Genomic DNA, 16,363 nt, shown 5'->3' on the forward strand with positions numbered 1-16,363 from the left:
GGAAAAGGTGCGCAATCCCATTAAAGTTCGGTAAAAGTATGCTTCACGCGTTGAGAACGTTTGATGTAAGGCACAAAAACAGCGGCGGCCAGCAAGGGCCATCCCAGAGTGCGTAAGGCAATATCATCACTGATCGGCGAGAAAGCAAAGGCCTTTAGTGCCAGTAGCACGGTTAACAACAACCAAAGAATAAACCATTTCGGTAGGCGACGTGAGCGGCTGCAAAACAACCAGATGACCCATAATGTATAGGCCCACATCACTAAGGTTGTTATCACCGAGAAATACCATTGTAGGGTAAATGCCTGTGAGTTGGTCACCAGATACTCTCGTGACTCTGGGGTGAAGATGGCCATGGCGTACAGTACTAGCATCAGGCTGGCGCTGAGCAGTGTGACGATCAAATAGGCCAGTGGGGCCAATAACCAGCCGCCAATGCGCTGATATTCCTGCGGTTGAGACATAGTGAACCTTAGTAATCTATTAATAAGGAGTGATAACCCTCTGTCGATATCACTTCTTTGTATGATGCTAGCTTAACCCGCAAATGTGTCCTTCGTCATCTATATCAATATGGTAATACGCCGGTTGGGTACCCAACCCCGGCATGGTCATGATATTTCCAGTGTAGATACGAACAAATCCGGCACCTGCCGACACGGCGCAGGCCGTTACAGGCAACACAAAATCATGTGGGACGTTCTTCAGGCTGGCATCGGCACTGATAGACAGGGGGGTTTTGGCGATGCACAGCGGCAAATGGCCGAAACCTGCTGCGGTTATCTCATCAATTTGTTGGCGCGCTTGAGGCGTAAATGTCACATCGTGGGCGCCATAACGCTGTGCCATAACCTGTAACTTGTTCTCCAGTGTGGCGCTGTCTGGGTAGGGTAACGTCGGCTCAGCGCCCTGAGCGCAGGCAGTTATCACTTGTTGAGCCAGTGCGGTGGTCCCGGCACCGCCCAGGGCAAAAGCGTCACTGATTTCACAAGCAAGTGCGCCGGCAGATAAAGCATAGTCGGCTAAAAATCTCAATTCTTCGGGGCTGTCGCCGGGGAAGCGATTAACCGCAACCACCACCGGCAAACCGTAACTTTTCGCGTTATTGATGTGCCATTTCAGATTGGCGCAACCTTGATTGAGCAAGGGAATATTGGTATTGAGGATCTCGGCAGGCAGTGGCTGACCCGGTTTAATATCATAGGCGCCGCTATTGGCTTTCAGGCTACGCAGTGTCGCCACCAAAACCACACAAGCGGGGGCAATACCGGATTGGCGATACTTAATATTAAAGAATTTTTCCATCCCCATATCGGAACCAAAACCCGCTTCGGTTACCACATAATCCGCTAATTGTAAGCCCAACCGGTCTGCCAGAACCGATGAGTTGCCGTGGGCGATATTGGCAAAAGGGCCTGCATGGATCAGTACCGGGGTGTGTTCACTGGTTTGCATTAATGTTGGATGAATAGTCTCTTTCATTAGCACGGTCATGGCACCGGCGACGCCCAAATCTGTTGTGGTTATCGCTTCGCCGTGGGTGGAGTGAGCCAAAATAATCCGGCCAATGCGTTGTCGCATATCTTGCAGGTTTTCTGATAAGGCCAAGATAGCCATCAATTCAGATGCAGCGGCTATTTCTACATGGTCTGCCCGCTCCACACCGTGGGTACTCTCGCCGATCCCCACACGAATATGGCGTAGCGCCCGGTCGTTGTGATCAACCACGCGTGGCCAGAGGATCCGCTGCGGGTCAATATTCAGTAACGGTAATCCGGTTTGTTGACTAAACGCCAGCCCCAAGCGTTGTTCATGGTACAACCGCGCATCCAAAGCGGCGGCGGCCAGATTATGTGCAGCACTGATGGCATGGATATCACCTGTGAGATGCAGGTTCAGTTTCTCCATCGGTTGCACCTGTGAAGCACCGCCACCCGCAGCGCCCCCTTTCACACCAAAGACCGGGCCAAGACTGGGTTGACGGATACAGGCGACACCACGGTGACCTAATCGGTTGATCCCCTGACTTAAGCCAATCGTTGTCACGGTTTTCCCTTCGCCTAACGGCGTTGGGGTGATACTGGAAACTAAAATCAGTTTGCCTTGCGCACGACCAGGCTGGATCGCACGGATATCAACTTTTGCCATATGATGCCCATAAGGGATGACATCATCTGTGCTAACACCTAATTGCTGAGCAATATGCATGATCGGCAACATTGCTGGGTGACGAATAAAATCTGAATGAGGGGGGAGGTCATCGGCAGTCGAAGGCATAGTCGGTGTCATGGCGAGAAAAAGTCCTGTTATCAGTGATAAAACGGCGGCAGCCAACCACTATGGCTATAAATCACCGCAAAATTATCACATAAAGCGATGAGTAATTGACGATACAAATCAATAAATGTGAAGTGACCGAGGTTAAGTGTCCTACCGTAGATATTCTTAATATTGGCTGCCTAACATGTCTAATTTATATCGCCCCACTGTGAATTAAAATTCACAAATAAAACGAAACTAAGGTGTTTTGAGTTATCAAAAGTTATAAATCCTTACGCGATATGAACGATATATAAAAACCATTCTATGATACCGGCGTTATATGTTCCTAATAATTTGGGTAATCTACTCTATGGAAAACCACGTTCATTCCTCATTGGTCTGCGCTGCTCGATTACTCCGTCTGGCGGGGTTGAATTCAGACACTGTTGAGGATTTTAGCCACAAAAATGCCATCGGTTGTTGGACCATGGCAACACGTGCATCATTGCGGCGCTATTTAGCGCAATTTTCACGTACCACAGCAGCCCGCTTCAAAATCATAAAACAGTCATTAACTAATATTAAACCAGAACAATTGCCACTTGCTTTTCGCGATATGCAAGGCAAATTTATCTTATTGGCACGTATTAATGAAAAGCAGGTGCTACTGCAACATGCAGATAGCGGGAAGCCAGAAATAATAACTTATCAAGAGCTTGCGTCGATTTGGAGTGGTGTCATCATTTGTTGTAGTCATTCGCGTTTCAATATTCGCTGGTTTGTTCCCGTATTACTGCGCCACCGTAAATCATTGGTTCAGGTATTAGTATTATCAATGTTATTACAGTTTCTGGCCTTGATTTCTCCGCTTTTCTTTCAGGTTATTATGGATAAAGTGCTGGTCCATAATGCACTCACAACACTTGATGTGTTAATTATTGTGCTATTAGTGGTAGGAATATATGAAGTCGTATTAAAATTACTGCGAGAATATATTTTCACTCACACGACCACTCGGGTTGATATTTTATTGGGCGGCAAGCTATTTAACCACCTAATCAAATTGCCACTAAGTTATTTTAAGCAACGCCATGTGGGCAATATTGTCGCTCGAGTGAAGGAGCTGGACAATATTAGAGAATTTATTACGGGATCCGCACTGACGCTATGTGTTGATGTGGTTTTTACCCTGGTGTTGTTTATTGTCATGTGGTGCATTTCACCACTACTGACGCTCATCATTTTAGGCACATTGCCGTTATATCTGTTATTAGCGGCGCTGACCACCCGGCCATTACAACAGAAAGTTGAAGTCCTGTGCGGTTGTGCCGCACAAAATGGGGCATTTTTAACTGAAACTGTCTCTGGCGTGGAGACGGTAAAAAGTCTGGCGCTGGAACCCCAAATGCATCAACGCTGGGAAACCCAAACACGTGATTATGCTGAAGCGAATTTTCAGGTACAAAACCTGCAAAATCTCAGTAGTCAGGCGGCTCAGTTATTGCAAAAACTGGCTGGTGCAGTGGTGATTGTGGTGGGCGCTTATCAAGTGATGTCGGTGCAGCTCAGTATCGGGCAACTGATCGCCTTTAACATGTTGGCGGTGCAGGCATTGATGCCAATGAGTAAGTTGGTTGATTTGTGGCAACAGAGCATCCGGGCTCAAGTGGGGCTAATGCTTGTCTCTGACATTTTGAGCTTACCTGCGGAGCAGTCGGTGAGGGCGGTGCCACTTGACCACCCGATTCGAGGAGATATCACGTTGCAACAGGTGATTTTCCGTTATCGCGCCGATTTAAACCCGGTACTACAGGATTTTTCCTTATCTCTGCGTGCTGGCGAACATATCGGGCTGGTGGGGCCATCAGGCTCGGGTAAAAGTACCGTTGCCCGACTATTACAACGCCTCTATATCGCTGAGCAGGGTGTAATCAATATTGATGGCATCCCAATTGGACATTTCTCCCTCGACGTGTTGCGGCGTCAGATAGGGGTTGTGATGCAGGAGAGTTATCTGTTTAACCGTACGGTACGGGAGAACATCGCCCATTCACGACCCACGGCATCATTGGATGAGGTGGTCGAGGCTGCATGTCTGGCGGGAGCCAACGCTTTTATACTCGCCTTGCCACTAGGTTATGACACCGTGCTGTCAGAGGGCGGAGCCTCGCTTTCTGGTGGTCAGCGTCAGCGTATTGCCATTGCCCGCACATTGCTGGCTAATCCCCGTATTTTGATTTTTGATGAAGCAACCAGTTCGTTAGATGACGAGTCGCAGGCCGAAGTACAGAAAAATATGGCCCGCATTATTGCCAATCGTACTGTCATCACTATTGCCCATCGCCTCTCGACGGTGCGACATTGCCATCGCATCGGTGTCATGACACAAGGCCGCATTACTGAGCTGGCTAACCATGATCAACTACTGGCGCTAAATGGCGTTTATGCCCGATTGTGGCAGCAACAGGCTGACTTCAGCCATGAGGAATCAAAATGAAGTTGATGCAATATTGGTATAGAACAGCATGGTTCAATGCCATAAAGAACCGTTGGCAACGCCATTTCTCGCCTCAGCGCACCCGTGATGAATATGATTTCCTGCCTGCCTATCTGGATATTGTGGAACGGCCAGTGGCACCACTGGCACGGCGCACCGCATGGTTTCTGGCGCTGACACTGCTGCTGGCATTGGTATGGTCGATTGTTGGAAGGCTTGATATTCACGCATCAGCTAAGGGCAAAGTGATTGTTTCTGAACATTCGAAAGTGATCCAACCGCTAGAACCAGGGGTGGTGGCCGCAATTAATGTGCGCGATGGTGACAAAGTTGAAGCCGGTCAGGTGTTGATTGAGTTAAATCCAATCGGTATTGATGCCGAGTTGGGTAATATCAATCAGCAATTAATGCATCGCTTACTGGAAGCTGCCCGTGTGGCGGCGCTGCTGACAGTGAACCCCGCCGCGATGTTTACTCCCCCTGAAAGTAGCCCTGATGATTTGAACATCACCGCCAGGGCACTTTTGCGCAAAGAAGTAAACGAGGTCAATGCAGAGTTATCGCGCCAGGAGAGTGAACAGGCGGTTAACCAGGCCCATATTCAAGCGGGTATGACTAATATTGCGCACCAGAAAGCGTTAATGAAAAACATTCATCAACGGTTGCAGGCGTTACGAACACTCGCTAAATCCAAGTCAATTGCCGATGTGGAGTTATTGCTACAAGAGCGGGAATGGCTAAATGCCATGGCTGAAAGTAGCCGTTTGGACAATGAACTGGCTATCTTGCAGGCGAAAGCACACCACCTGTCACAAACCCGACTGCACTATTTAGCTGAAAAGAAGCGGAGCTATCAGGAACGATTAAATCAAGCTCATGAAGTTATCAACCAATTGCGACAAGAGCAGATCAAATTGCTGGAAAAGCAGCGCCAACAGACCTTACGCGCACCGGTTACCGGCGTGATTCAACAATTGGCGATTCATACTCTGGGCGGCGTGGTCACCACGGCTCAACCGTTAATGGTATTGGTGCCAGAAAGTCATCAGTTAGAACTCGATGTCATGATCCTCAATAAGGATGTGGGTTTTGTGCTGCCAGGGCAGGCGGTGGAGGTGAAAGTTGATAGCTTCCCTTATACCCGATTTGGCACGTTGTCGGGTGAAGTAAAGCATATTTCTCGTGATGCGATGGAGGACCAACAACAAGGCTTAGTGTTTCCGGCCCGGATCCGTCTGGACAGCGACAGGCTGAGCGTTGAAGGCAAGTCGGTGCGTTTATCCGCAGGCATGGCGGTCAGTGTAGAGATTAAAACCGGCCGGCGGCGGGTTATCGATTACTTACTCAGCCCATTACAAGAATACCAATCCGAAGCCATGAGGGAGCGTTGAGATGAATAATTCAACATCAACGCAGGTCATCCAGCCATTGGCAGCACTGGCTCGAGCTGCTGCATGTTTTGATCTGGCGGTTGAGCCTGCGCAGTTGGCGCACCAACTCGGATTAGCGCCGGAAAAAATAGATTACATTGCGCTGTGTCGTGGTGCCGGTTGGATTGGCTTGCGGGCCAGAAAAGTCAGTCAGTCATATGACCGTTTGAAACATCTGGCGCTGCCTATTTTATTCAGTGATGAGAATCAGTGGTATGTACTACTGGCGCTGAATGAACAGGGTGCGGTGGTTTATTTTGCCGCCACTGGCCAGCAGCAGCAAATAAGCCAGCAGGCACTGGCCTGCTTGTGGCGTGGTGAGGCTATTTTATTGGCGAAAGCAGAGTTACAGGGACCGAAAAAAGCCGCTTTTGGCTTTGGTTGGTTTATTCCGGTTATTACTAAATATCGCCATCAATTACGTAATATCGTTTTAGTGTCACTGTTATTACAGGCTATTTTGCTGGTGACGCCAATGCTATTTGAAACGGTGATCGACAAAGTCTTAGTGAGCCGCGGCGTCGGGAGCTTAATGGTATTGGGCTGCGCCATGATAGCATTGGCAATTGCCGAACCCTGTTACACCTTCTTGCGTGGCTGGCTGTTCTCACATCTCTCCAGCCGAGTTGGGGCCGAACTTAACACCCGCCTTTATCGTCATTTACTGGGGTTGCCCCTGGCTTATTTTGGCGCACAGCAGACAGGGCAAACTATCGCCAAAGTACAAGAAATGGAGCAGATTCGCAGTTTTCTGACCGGGTCTGCATTAACCATGTTATTGGACCTGATCTTTGTTGGTACATTTATAATTGTGATGTTTTGTTATAGCAGCCAACTGACATGGATAGTTCTGTTCTCTCTGATCTGTTACCTCCTGTTTTGGTGGGCCATTGGCGGTGTTTTACGTCAGCGGGTTGAGCGTCAATATGAAGCCAGTGCAGATAATACGTCGTTTTTAACTGAAGCGATTAGCGGGTTGGAAACGATAAAAACCACTGCCACCGAAAGCCAGTTTAATCGTAGCTGGCAGCAGTCATTAGCTCGCTATGTGCGGGCATCATTTGCTGGCATGAGGATGGCAAATATTGCTGAGCAAGGTATTACACTTATCAATAAAGTCACCTCAGCTATAGTGTTGTGGTTTGGCGTTAAATTGGTACTGGCAGGGGGGTTAAGCCCAGGTCAATTCATTGCTTTTTCAATGTTTTCGGGTTACGTAACTCAACCCATTTTACGCTTGGCTCAGATATGGCAAGATTTCCACCATACGCAAGTCGCTCTGAAACGGATTGGTACCATTTTGGATTATCCAACCGAGCCGGGCTGCACCGGATTATCATCAAGTCATGGGTGCTCCGGGCGGTTGACATTTAAACAGGTGCGTTTTCGCTATCGATCAGATACCACCGAAGTTTTACAAAATCTCAATTTAGATATTGCCGGTGGCGAGTTTATTGGCATTACCGGGCCATCCGGCTGTGGCAAATCAACGCTAACGAAGTTACTACAGCGGTTATATATTCCTCAACATGGGCAGATTCTGATAGATGGGCAGGACTTGGCGATTACCGATGCCACGGCATTACGCCGCCAAATGAGTGTGGTACTGCAAGATAGCATCTTGTTCTCTGGTAGCCTGCGGGACAACATCTGCCAGTGCCGGCCTAATGCTGATGATACCCTGGTTGAGTCGATTGCCCGGCAGGCGGGGGCGCATGATTTTATTATGGCTCTACCGCAGGGCTATCAAACCCAGGTGGGGGAAAAAGGGAGTATGCTGTCTGGCGGGCAGCGGCAGCGAGTTGCTCTGGCGAGGGCGCTAATGGCAGATCCTAAAATACTGATTCTTGATGAAGCCACCAGTGCTCTGGATTATGAATCTGAGGCGGCAATTATGCGCCAGTTACCAGAAATTATCCGTAATCGCACCGTCATCTGCATTGCTCATCGATTGAATACATTGCGCCAATGTCATCGTATTTTGGTATTAGGAAACGGGCAAGTATTGGAACAAGGCAGTCATCAGGCGCTACTTGCTCAGGAAGGAGCCTATGCACGGTTGTGGCGGTTACAAACTGAGTAATGCATCGCGACTGTGGGTTATTAATCTCGCTTAAAATAACGCTGGGTGAGAATCTCTCACCCAGCTATCACCAGCCATACAGTGCGTGATTACAACTTGTCACCGTTGGTTTTAATCACCCCTTGATACCAGAAGAAGCTTTTTTTACGCTGACGCGCCAGTTGTTTCTGATGGTCAACATAAACAAAACCATATTGCTTCTGGAAGCCATTCAACCAACTGAGTAGATCGATAAATGACCACGGATAGTAACCACGGACATCTGCACCTTGCTTGATGGCATCTTCAATTGCCACAATATGCTGACGCAGGTAATCAATCCGGTCATCATCAACCACTTCACCCTCAATGATTGGGTCTTTAGCACCCAAGCCATTTTCAGTGATATAGATAGGGATGTCACCATAGCGCGCCTTGATATTCATGATGCCTTCGGTAAGGCCCTGTGGGTAAATCTCCCAATCCCAGTCGGTATAAATCCCGTTAGGATTGCGGACAAATTTAAACAAATCTTTGAAGCCGAACTCACTCCCTTGTTGATGACCGGAACCTTTTTCACCTGAGGTATTCATGGTCAGATGCGTTTCTTGGTTATTGGCAGCAATAGTTTCACGCTTATAGTAGTTCAACCCAATAAAGTCACAGATATTGTTACGTAACAGGGCATCATCATCGGGGGCGAATTGTGGAACACCCCAAACGGCCTGGGTCTGTGCCAGCAATTCAGCAGGATACTCGCCTTTTAACACTGGATCATATAACCAATGGGTAAAGATCCCTTCAGCTAAGCGAAATGCGGCGATATCTTCGGCGGAATCACTCAGTGGCGTGTTGGTTTGCAGGACATTCACAAAACCTATTGTCCCGTCGATACCGCTGGCACGAAATGCTGCAACCGCTTTGGCGTGAGCGACAAAAACGTGATGGCAGGCTTGGATAGCACGGGCAGGGTTCTGGACGCCCGGCGGATGACCGCCAGTAATATAGCCAAAACCAATAAAACAGATGGTCTCGTTGAACGTTGACCAGAGCTTGACTCGATCACCATAGTGCTGATAACACAAACGTGCATATTCTTCAAAAGCATCGGTGGTGCTGCGGGTTTCCCAACCCCCTTCATCTTGCAAGGCTTGCGGCAAATCCCAGTGATAGAGCGTAATCATCGGCTCGATGTTGTGTTCCAGCAATGCATCGATCAATTCACTGTAGAATTTAACTCCCGCGGCATTCACCTCCCCACGGCCTGTTGGCAACAAACGCGGCCATGAAATTGAAAAACGATAACTTTTCATGCCCATCTCCGCCATCAGTGCCACATCTTCGCGGAAACGATGATAGTGGTCGACAGCAACATCACCATTGGTTCCCTGATAGGTGGTACCGGGCAGATGTGCAAAGGTGTCCCAGATAGAAGGGCCTTTACCATCAGTATCATAGGCACCTTCAACTTGATAAGCGGCGCTGGCGGCACCCCACAGGAAATTTTTCGGGAAAGCAGACATAAAATCACTCTCATGTAATGGATAAAAAGGGTGTTTGATAAAATCTCTATCCTCAGTGTATTAGGGAAAACGTTATTTATGCAACCGGTTTCTGTAACCGGTTTCTGTGGCACTAAATTGAGTGATTGAACGGCAATAAAACGGCAGCGATATGCAAGACACCGATCACAAAACCGTAAACAGTGCCTAAACGAGGTAAAGACAAGATGGGTCATTTAATACCACTGTGTATATAATCAGTGTTTCGCAAATTAAGATTTTTTGTTGAAGAAGGAAGAATGATGATCACTCGGCTTGCTATCTCTGGCTACCGTTCGTTACGCGATGTGGTACTTGAATTGGGGCAATTGAATGTCATTACCGGCGCAAATGGCAGTGGCAAGTCCAGTCTTTATCGAGCGCTCCGGTTGCTATCAGATATTGGTCAGGGGCAGGTTATCCAATCATTGGCGGCGGAGGGCGGGTTACAATCAACCCTCTGGGCGGGACCCGGGTCGTTTTCCAAGTCGATGAAATCAGGAGAACAACCGATTGAAGGTACCACTCGCCATCATCCCGTGAGCCTCAAATTGGGCTTTGCTGGCGCGGACTATGGTTATGCTATCGATCTGGGTCTCCCCACACCGCGCAGGTCATTTTTTGCGTTGGATCCTGAAATCAAGATTGAAAGCCTGTGGTGTGGCGATACCCTGAACAATAATGCGCTTTTTGCTGAGCGGCGAGGCCCGCGGGTCCGCATCCGTGATGAGCGCGGAATTTGGCGCGAGGCATATCACGGGTTAGCGGCCTATGACAGTATGATGACCCACAGCACAGACCCCCGTGATGCCCCAGAGATTCTGCTTATGCGCGAACGGATGCGGGCCTGGCGTTTTTATGACAATCTGCGTACCGACCGTCATGCGCCAGCTCGCCAGCTTCAAGTGGGAACTTATACACCGGTACTGGCCAGTGATGGTGCGGACTTGGCCGCAGCGTTACAAACGATCAGAGAGATCGGGGATACCGATGCACTCACGCATACCATTACAGATGCTTTTCCCGGTACTACGTTGGCTATTGAACCCAATTTTGAGTTGCTGTTGTCACAGCAAGGTTTGTTAAGGCCACTCAAGGTCGCAGAGCTATCAGACGGTACCTTACGTTATTTATTGCTGGTGGCGGCATTGCTATCGCCACGTCCTCCCGAAATGATGATCCTGAACGAACCCGAAATCAGCCTGCATGTTGATCTGTTACAGCCATTAGCGCGGTTGATTGGGCAGGCGGCACAACATACCCAGGTGATTGTGGTGTCCCATGCCGCTGAGCTGGTGGCGGCGCTACAGCAGGAAATCCACTGTCGCCATATCTTGTTGGATAAACAGTTAAGTGAGACAACGATACAACAAGAGGCCACACCTCATTGGTTATGGGCAGCACGTTAGCGGCAGTGACTGCGATGTTGAAAACATAAAAAGAGCGTTAAGCTCCTCAGACTGCTAACAAACCGCGACGATGTCGGCTCGGGTGGGAGGGCTGGCACAAAATATAGCATTCGTGGCAGGGATGGCACGGTCCAAGCTTACATGGCTGCTTATTTTGGCGCAGGGAAGACGGTGTTGTTACGATCTGCTTGTTTTTACCATTGCGGGCATTTTGTCATAAAATTCAGGGGCCGAAGCCCCTGAGTATGGTGTTTAAATCAATTGTTATATTTAATTATCAGATCTATTTAAATTACCCGGTCTATTTAAATCAACAGATTAAATAATAGTATTCGGCTTAACTTAGCGATTTAGATGGTAATACACTTCGTTCCAGCGGATTTCATTTTTAAATGCAGGAAGCGTCGTATCATTGTCGATCAACAGGAATTCAATTCCGTGCATTTCGGCATACAGGCGCAATTCATCCACCCCGACGGCTTGAGAGAATACCGTGTGGTGCGCGCCACCGGCGATAATCCAAGCTTCAGCAGCCGTTGCCAGCGATGGCTGAGCTTGCCAGATAGCACGGGCTACCGGCAGTTTAGGTAATGGGTGTGGTTGTTCGACAGTATCGACGACGTTGACCAATAAGCGGAAACGGTTCCCCATGTCAATTAAACTGGCATTCAGTGCCGGGCCCGCCGGTGTAGAGAAGATCAAGCGCGCTGGATCGGCTTTACCACCGATACCTAAGTGTTGTACATCCAGCAACGGTTTCTCTTCTTTGGCGATAGAGGGACACACTTCCAGCATATGAGAGCCAACCACTAAATCATTGCCTGGTTGGAAGTTATAGGTGTAATCCTCCATAAACGAGGTACCACCTTTCAGGCCAGTGCCCATTACTTTCAGAATGCGCAGCAACGCGGCGGTCTTCCAGTCACCTTCACCGCCAAAACCGTAACCTTGTTGCATCAGTCGTTGCACTGCCAGCCCCGGTAACTGCTTCAGGCCATACAGATTTTCAAAGTTAGTGGTAAAGGCTTTAAAACCGCCTTGTTCTAGAAAACGCTTCATGCCTAATTCAATACGGGCCGCATCCAGCAAATTTTCACGTTTATTGCCGTTCAGTTTTACCGCATCAGTGAAGCGGTAAGTGGCTTCATACTCTTCAACCAAGGTATCAATATCACCTTTGCTAACGGCATCCACCACCGTGACTAAATCACCGATCCCATAGGCATTAACTGAGTAACCAAACTGGATTTGAGCAGCCACTTTATCACCGTCGGTTACTGCCACTTCACGCATGTTGTCGCCAAAACGTGCCACTTTAAGCTGTTGGCTTTCTTGTTTGGCTGCCGCTACTCGCATCCATTGACCAATACGTTGATGCGCGGCTTTATCCTGCCAATGACCGGTTATCACGCTGTGTTGTTGGCGCATCCGCGCGCCGATAAAGCCAAACTCGCGGCCACCATGGGCGGTTTGGTTCAGGTTCATAAAGTCCATATCCATGGTTTCCCACGGGATCTGAGCATTAAACTGAGTGTGGAATTGCAATAAAGGTTTATTCAGAATACTCAAACCGCCAATCCACATTTTGGCGGGAGAGAAGGTGTGTAACCACGTCATTACCCCGATACAGGCGGTATCATAGTTCGCCTCACGGCACAGTGCAGTTATCTCATCCGGTGTGGTCACCAACGGTTTTAGTACCAGTTTTATTGGCAAGCCCGCTTCACTATTCAGGCTGTTAACCACCTGATGGGCATTATCCATAACTTGTTGCAGGGTTTTCGGGCCATACAGGTTCTGGCTACCAATGACAAACCACACTTCTGATTGCTTGAATACGTCCATCTGATACTCCGTTTAATAAATTGTTATAAAAAATATATTTATAAATCAGTTTGATCGCCAAGATCAGTGTGTCGTCTCGGTCATTGGCGCAGGTGTATCGGTTACTGGCATATAGTGTGGTTCTGCTGACAGACACCACTGTTGATAGCGCTGATAAAGTTGCTGATAGCGAGCAACCTGGCTGGTATCTGGTGTCAGAGTGCGCTCAATCTTACAGGCCATCTGACGCTGCGCAGCAGGGACATCGTGATATATTCCTGCGGCCACGGCGGCAAAAATTGCCGCTCCCAGCGCGCAACATTGATCAGAGGCAACAATTTGCAGCGGTCGATTCATCACATCGGCACAAACTTGCATGATAACCGGTGATTTACGCGCGATACCGCCCAATGCCAACACGTTCTCAACCGGAATATCCTGCTGTTCAAAACACTCCATGATAGCGCGCGCACCAAAAGCGGTTGCTGCGATAAAACCACCAAATAGAGTAGGGGCATCGGTTCCCAAATTCAGATCGGTAATAACCCCTTTTAAACGTTGATTAGCATTCGGCGTACGGCGGCCATTAAACCAATCCAATACCACTGGCAAGTGATCCAGTGAAGGGTTCTTTGCCCATTCAGCGGTGAGTGACGCGAGGAGGGTAGATTCAATCTGCTTTAACTGGGGTTGCAATTCGGGTTGTGCCAAGGCGGCCTGACGTAATGGCCAACTCAGTAAACGACTGAACCAGGCATACATGTCACCAAAAGCTGACTGACCTGCCTCCATACCAATCCAACCGGGTACCACACTGCCTTCAACCTGACCGCAAATACCGGCAATGGCGCGCTCACCCACCAACTTGTCATCGGCAATCAGAATATCGCAGGTGGATGTACCAATAACTTTGACTAAGGTATAAGGTTGAGCACCTGCGCCCACGGCACCCATATGGCAATCAAACGCGCCACCAGAGAGCACTACACCGGTCGGTAGCCCCAAACGCTCAGCCCATGCGGCAGTAATTAAACCCACCGGCCGTTCTGCCGTGTAGGTATCAGTAAACATAGGGTATTTAAGGTCGTCTACCAGACGGGTATCCAGTGCCGCCAGGAATTCACGCGGTGGCAATCCTCCCCATGATGGGTGCCATAAGCTTTTATGACCCGCGCTGCATCGCCCCCGTTGAATATCCTGTGGGGCGGTGGTGCCGGATAACAGTGCCGGTACCCAATCACACAACTCAATCCACGACACCGCAGCATCACGCACGGCGGCATCGGCGCGTGTCACGTGCAGGATTTTTGCCCAGAACCATTCAGAAGAGTAGACACCGCCAATATAGCGGGAATAGTCGGCAAATTCGCCACTGCGACATAAGCGATTAATCTCTTCCGCTTCTTCTATAGCCGTATGGTCTTTCCACAGCACAAACATCGCATTGGGATTATCTGCAAATTCAGGGCGCAGTGCCAATACCTGTCCTTGCTCATCAATCGGCGCGGGTGTTGAGCCCGTGGAGTCAACACCAATCCCGACGATTTGCAGGCGCTGCTCTTCTGACAGGCGGCTGACGACCTGACGGATCGCCTGTTCCATGGCTTCTATATAGTCCAGCGGATGATGGCGAAACTGGTTTTGTGCGGCCTGACAATAAAGGCCCTGCTGCCAGCGAGGGTAGTAGACAACTTCGGTATCGATCTCGGTGCCATGTTGACAATCTACCGCCAATACCCGGACGGAATCGCTGCCAAAATCTAATCCGAGCGCTATAGCTTTATTGGTTGATAAAGGACGGTCCGCCGATACAACGCTGGTTGTCATAGTGGTTGCTCCTAACATTTGCAGAAAACAGGAATTCATTGCCAATAACCATAGGAGTGAGTGGCAGCAAGATGTGAGGAGCCGATGGCTGGAAGTATGTACTTTTCTGCTTCCTACAGTGTTTTTGTGATGTCAGTCAAAAGTTAGAGAGAGGTTAAATTTGCTGAATATATGGATAAATAAACTGTAATCCCTGGATGTGATAGCGCTCTACATTCTAAAGCATAATTAACGTTAAAACTGTCAGCGTCTTACCGGGTGTGGTGAGGTTAAGTGGCTTTTAATAAAGCATTCAACCGCACTAAAACTGAAAAATAACATTGATAACGTTTCCACTAAAAATCAGATGATTTGGGTGGTTGACGATTAAATAAACAAAAATCATCTCTTCCTACAAAAATAGTTCGGAGAACACTATGCATAAATTAACTAAGGCGCTGGCAGTGGTGGGGTTAGCGGCAGTTATGTCACATTCAGCTATTGCCGAAAGCATGAAGTTGGGTTTTCTGGTAAAGCAGCCTGAAGAACCTTGGTTCCAGACCGAATGGAAGTTTGCAGATAAAGCAGGGAAAGATTTAGGTTTTGAAGTGATAAAAATTGCAGTGCCCGATGGTGAGAAAACCTTGAATGCTATCGATAGCCTTGCCGCCAGTGGTGCGAAAGGCTTTGTTATCTGTACACCAGACCCGAAACTGGGGCCGGCCATCGAGGCGAAGGCGCGCAGTTATAACCTGAAAGTGATCGCAGTAGACGACCAATTTGTGAATGCCAAAGGCAAACCGATGGAAAGTGTTCCATTAGTCATGATGGCGGCGACCAAAATTGGTGAGCGTCAAGGACAGGAACTGTGGAAAGAGATGAGTAAACGCGGCTGGCAACCGGGTGAAACGGCGGTAATGGCGATCACCTCTGATGAACTGGACACGGCTCGCCGGCGTACCAGTGGGTCAATGGACGCGCTGAAAGCCGCAGGCTTCCCAGAAAAGCAAATCTATAAAGTACCGACCAAATCCAATGATATCCCTGGGGCATTTGATGCCGCCAACTCCATGTTAGTCCAGCATCCTGAAGTGAAAAACTGGCTGATTGTCGGCATGAATGACAACACCGTGTTGGGTGGTGTCCGGGCGACAGAAGGTCAGGGCTTTAAAGCACCCAATGTGATTGGCATTGGTATCAATGGCGTTGATGCAGTCAGTGAACTGTCCAAAGGCCAGGCTACCGGTTTCTATGGCTCTCTGTTACCAAGCCCGGATATTCATGGTTATAAAAGTATCCAGATGCTGAATGACTGGGTGACCAAAGGTGTTGAACCACCGAAATTTACTGAAGTGACTGATGTGGTGCTGATCACCCGGGATAACTTCAAAGTCGAGTTAGAGAAGAAAGGCTTGATGTAATTCCGCTATACCCAACGTCATGGGCGTGGCGGCTAACCCTCTGGCCGCGTCAAATTCGAAGGGTATACACGCTATGGCGCACGGGGGCAGGCTACGGCTTGCCCCAATGGA

The 16,363-nt window shown here is 48.8% G+C and carries 10 protein-coding genes; 5 read left to right on the plus strand and 5 right to left on the minus strand.

The window, feature by feature from the left end; translation table 11 throughout:
* Window positions 1-20: 20 nt before the first annotated feature.
* Window positions 21-464 carry a DUF2569 domain-containing protein gene (locus tag Q2T71_RS10275; protein ID WP_372558995.1) on the minus strand — a complete coding sequence of 148 codons (444 nt, stop codon included), beginning with the start codon at window positions 462-464 and terminating at the stop codon, window positions 21-23.
* 67 nt (window positions 465-531) lie between these two features.
* Window positions 532-2,289: a formate--tetrahydrofolate ligase gene (locus Q2T71_RS10280; RefSeq protein WP_372558996.1), complete on the minus strand. Its 1,758-nt coding sequence runs from the start codon at window positions 2,287-2,289 to the stop codon at window positions 532-534.
* Between the two features lie 343 nt (window positions 2,290-2,632).
* Here Q2T71_RS10280 and Q2T71_RS10285 point away from each other — a divergent pair, with 343 nt between their 5' ends.
* The 3 genes from Q2T71_RS10285 to Q2T71_RS10295 are packed head-to-tail and all read left to right on the plus strand — an operon-like array spanning window position 2,633 to window position 8,272.
* Window positions 2,633-4,759, plus strand: a complete 2,127-nt coding sequence (locus tag Q2T71_RS10285) for a peptidase domain-containing ABC transporter (RefSeq protein ID WP_372558997.1) — start codon at window positions 2,633-2,635, stop codon at window positions 4,757-4,759.
* Window positions 4,756-6,150, plus strand: coding sequence for an HlyD family type I secretion periplasmic adaptor subunit (locus Q2T71_RS10290; RefSeq protein ID WP_372558998.1), 1,395 nt, complete (start codon window positions 4,756-4,758; stop codon window positions 6,148-6,150). Before Q2T71_RS10285 ends, Q2T71_RS10290 begins: the two co-directional genes overlap by 4 nt.
* Before the next feature lies 1 nt (window position 6,151).
* Window positions 6,152-8,272 carry a type I secretion system permease/ATPase gene (locus tag Q2T71_RS10295; RefSeq protein ID WP_372558999.1) on the plus strand — a complete coding sequence of 707 codons (2,121 nt, stop codon included), beginning with the start codon at window positions 6,152-6,154 and terminating at the stop codon, window positions 8,270-8,272.
* Window positions 8,273-8,361: 89 nt separating this feature from the next.
* Here Q2T71_RS10295 and Q2T71_RS10300 read toward each other — a convergent pair whose 3' ends face one another.
* Entirely contained in the window at window positions 8,362-9,774 is a 1,413-nt protein-coding gene (locus tag Q2T71_RS10300; RefSeq protein ID WP_372559000.1) for a GH1 family beta-glucosidase, read from the minus strand.
* Between the two features lie 281 nt (window positions 9,775-10,055).
* Here Q2T71_RS10300 and Q2T71_RS10305 point away from each other — a divergent pair, with 281 nt between their 5' ends.
* Window positions 10,056-11,201, plus strand: coding sequence for an AAA family ATPase (locus Q2T71_RS10305; RefSeq protein WP_372559901.1), 1,146 nt, complete (start codon window positions 10,056-10,058; stop codon window positions 11,199-11,201).
* A gap of 342 nt (window positions 11,202-11,543) precedes the next feature.
* On the opposite strand, the gene araA is transcribed toward Q2T71_RS10305, so the two are convergent.
* Window positions 11,544-13,046: an L-arabinose isomerase gene (araA, locus tag Q2T71_RS10310; RefSeq protein ID WP_083158873.1), complete on the minus strand. Its 1,503-nt coding sequence runs from the start codon at window positions 13,044-13,046 to the stop codon at window positions 11,544-11,546.
* A 63-nt stretch (window positions 13,047-13,109) separates the two neighbouring features.
* Window positions 13,110-14,852, minus strand: coding sequence for a ribulokinase (locus Q2T71_RS10315; protein ID WP_372559001.1), 1,743 nt, complete (start codon window positions 14,850-14,852; stop codon window positions 13,110-13,112).
* A gap of 416 nt (window positions 14,853-15,268) precedes the next feature.
* Between Q2T71_RS10315 and Q2T71_RS10320 the strand changes: the two genes are divergently transcribed.
* On the plus strand, window positions 15,269-16,252 hold the full coding sequence (locus tag Q2T71_RS10320; RefSeq protein WP_083158872.1) for an arabinose ABC transporter substrate-binding protein: 984 nt from the start codon (window positions 15,269-15,271) through the stop codon (window positions 16,250-16,252).
* The last annotated feature ends 111 nt before the right edge of the window (window positions 16,253-16,363 follow it).

The sequence above is a fragment of the Yersinia sp. 1652 StPb PI genome (genome assembly GCF_041538345.1).
GTDB classification, from domain to species: domain Bacteria; phylum Pseudomonadota; class Gammaproteobacteria; order Enterobacterales; family Enterobacteriaceae; genus Yersinia; species Yersinia enterocolitica_E.

Coding starts and splice junctions, on each gene's coding strand:
- Q2T71_RS10275 (WP_372558995.1), bottom strand. CDS start 464: ATGTCTCAACCGCAGGAATATCAGCGCATTGGCGGCTGGTTATTGGCC.
- Q2T71_RS10280 (WP_372558996.1), bottom strand. CDS start 2,289: ATGACACCGACTATGCCTTCGACTGCCGATGACCTCCCCCCTCATTCA.
- Q2T71_RS10285 (WP_372558997.1), top strand. CDS start 2,633: ATGGAAAACCACGTTCATTCCTCATTGGTCTGCGCTGCTCGATTACTC.
- Q2T71_RS10290 (WP_372558998.1), top strand. CDS start 4,756: ATGAAGTTGATGCAATATTGGTATAGAACAGCATGGTTCAATGCCATA.
- Q2T71_RS10295 (WP_372558999.1), top strand. CDS start 6,152: ATGAATAATTCAACATCAACGCAGGTCATCCAGCCATTGGCAGCACTG.
- Q2T71_RS10300 (WP_372559000.1), bottom strand. CDS start 9,774: ATGTCTGCTTTCCCGAAAAATTTCCTGTGGGGTGCCGCCAGCGCCGCT.
- Q2T71_RS10305 (WP_372559901.1), top strand. CDS start 10,056: ATGATCACTCGGCTTGCTATCTCTGGCTACCGTTCGTTACGCGATGTG.
- araA (WP_083158873.1), bottom strand. CDS start 13,046: ATGGACGTATTCAAGCAATCAGAAGTGTGGTTTGTCATTGGTAGCCAG.
- Q2T71_RS10315 (WP_372559001.1), bottom strand. CDS start 14,852: ATGACAACCAGCGTTGTATCGGCGGACCGTCCTTTATCAACCAATAAA.
- Q2T71_RS10320 (WP_083158872.1), top strand. CDS start 15,269: ATGCATAAATTAACTAAGGCGCTGGCAGTGGTGGGGTTAGCGGCAGTT.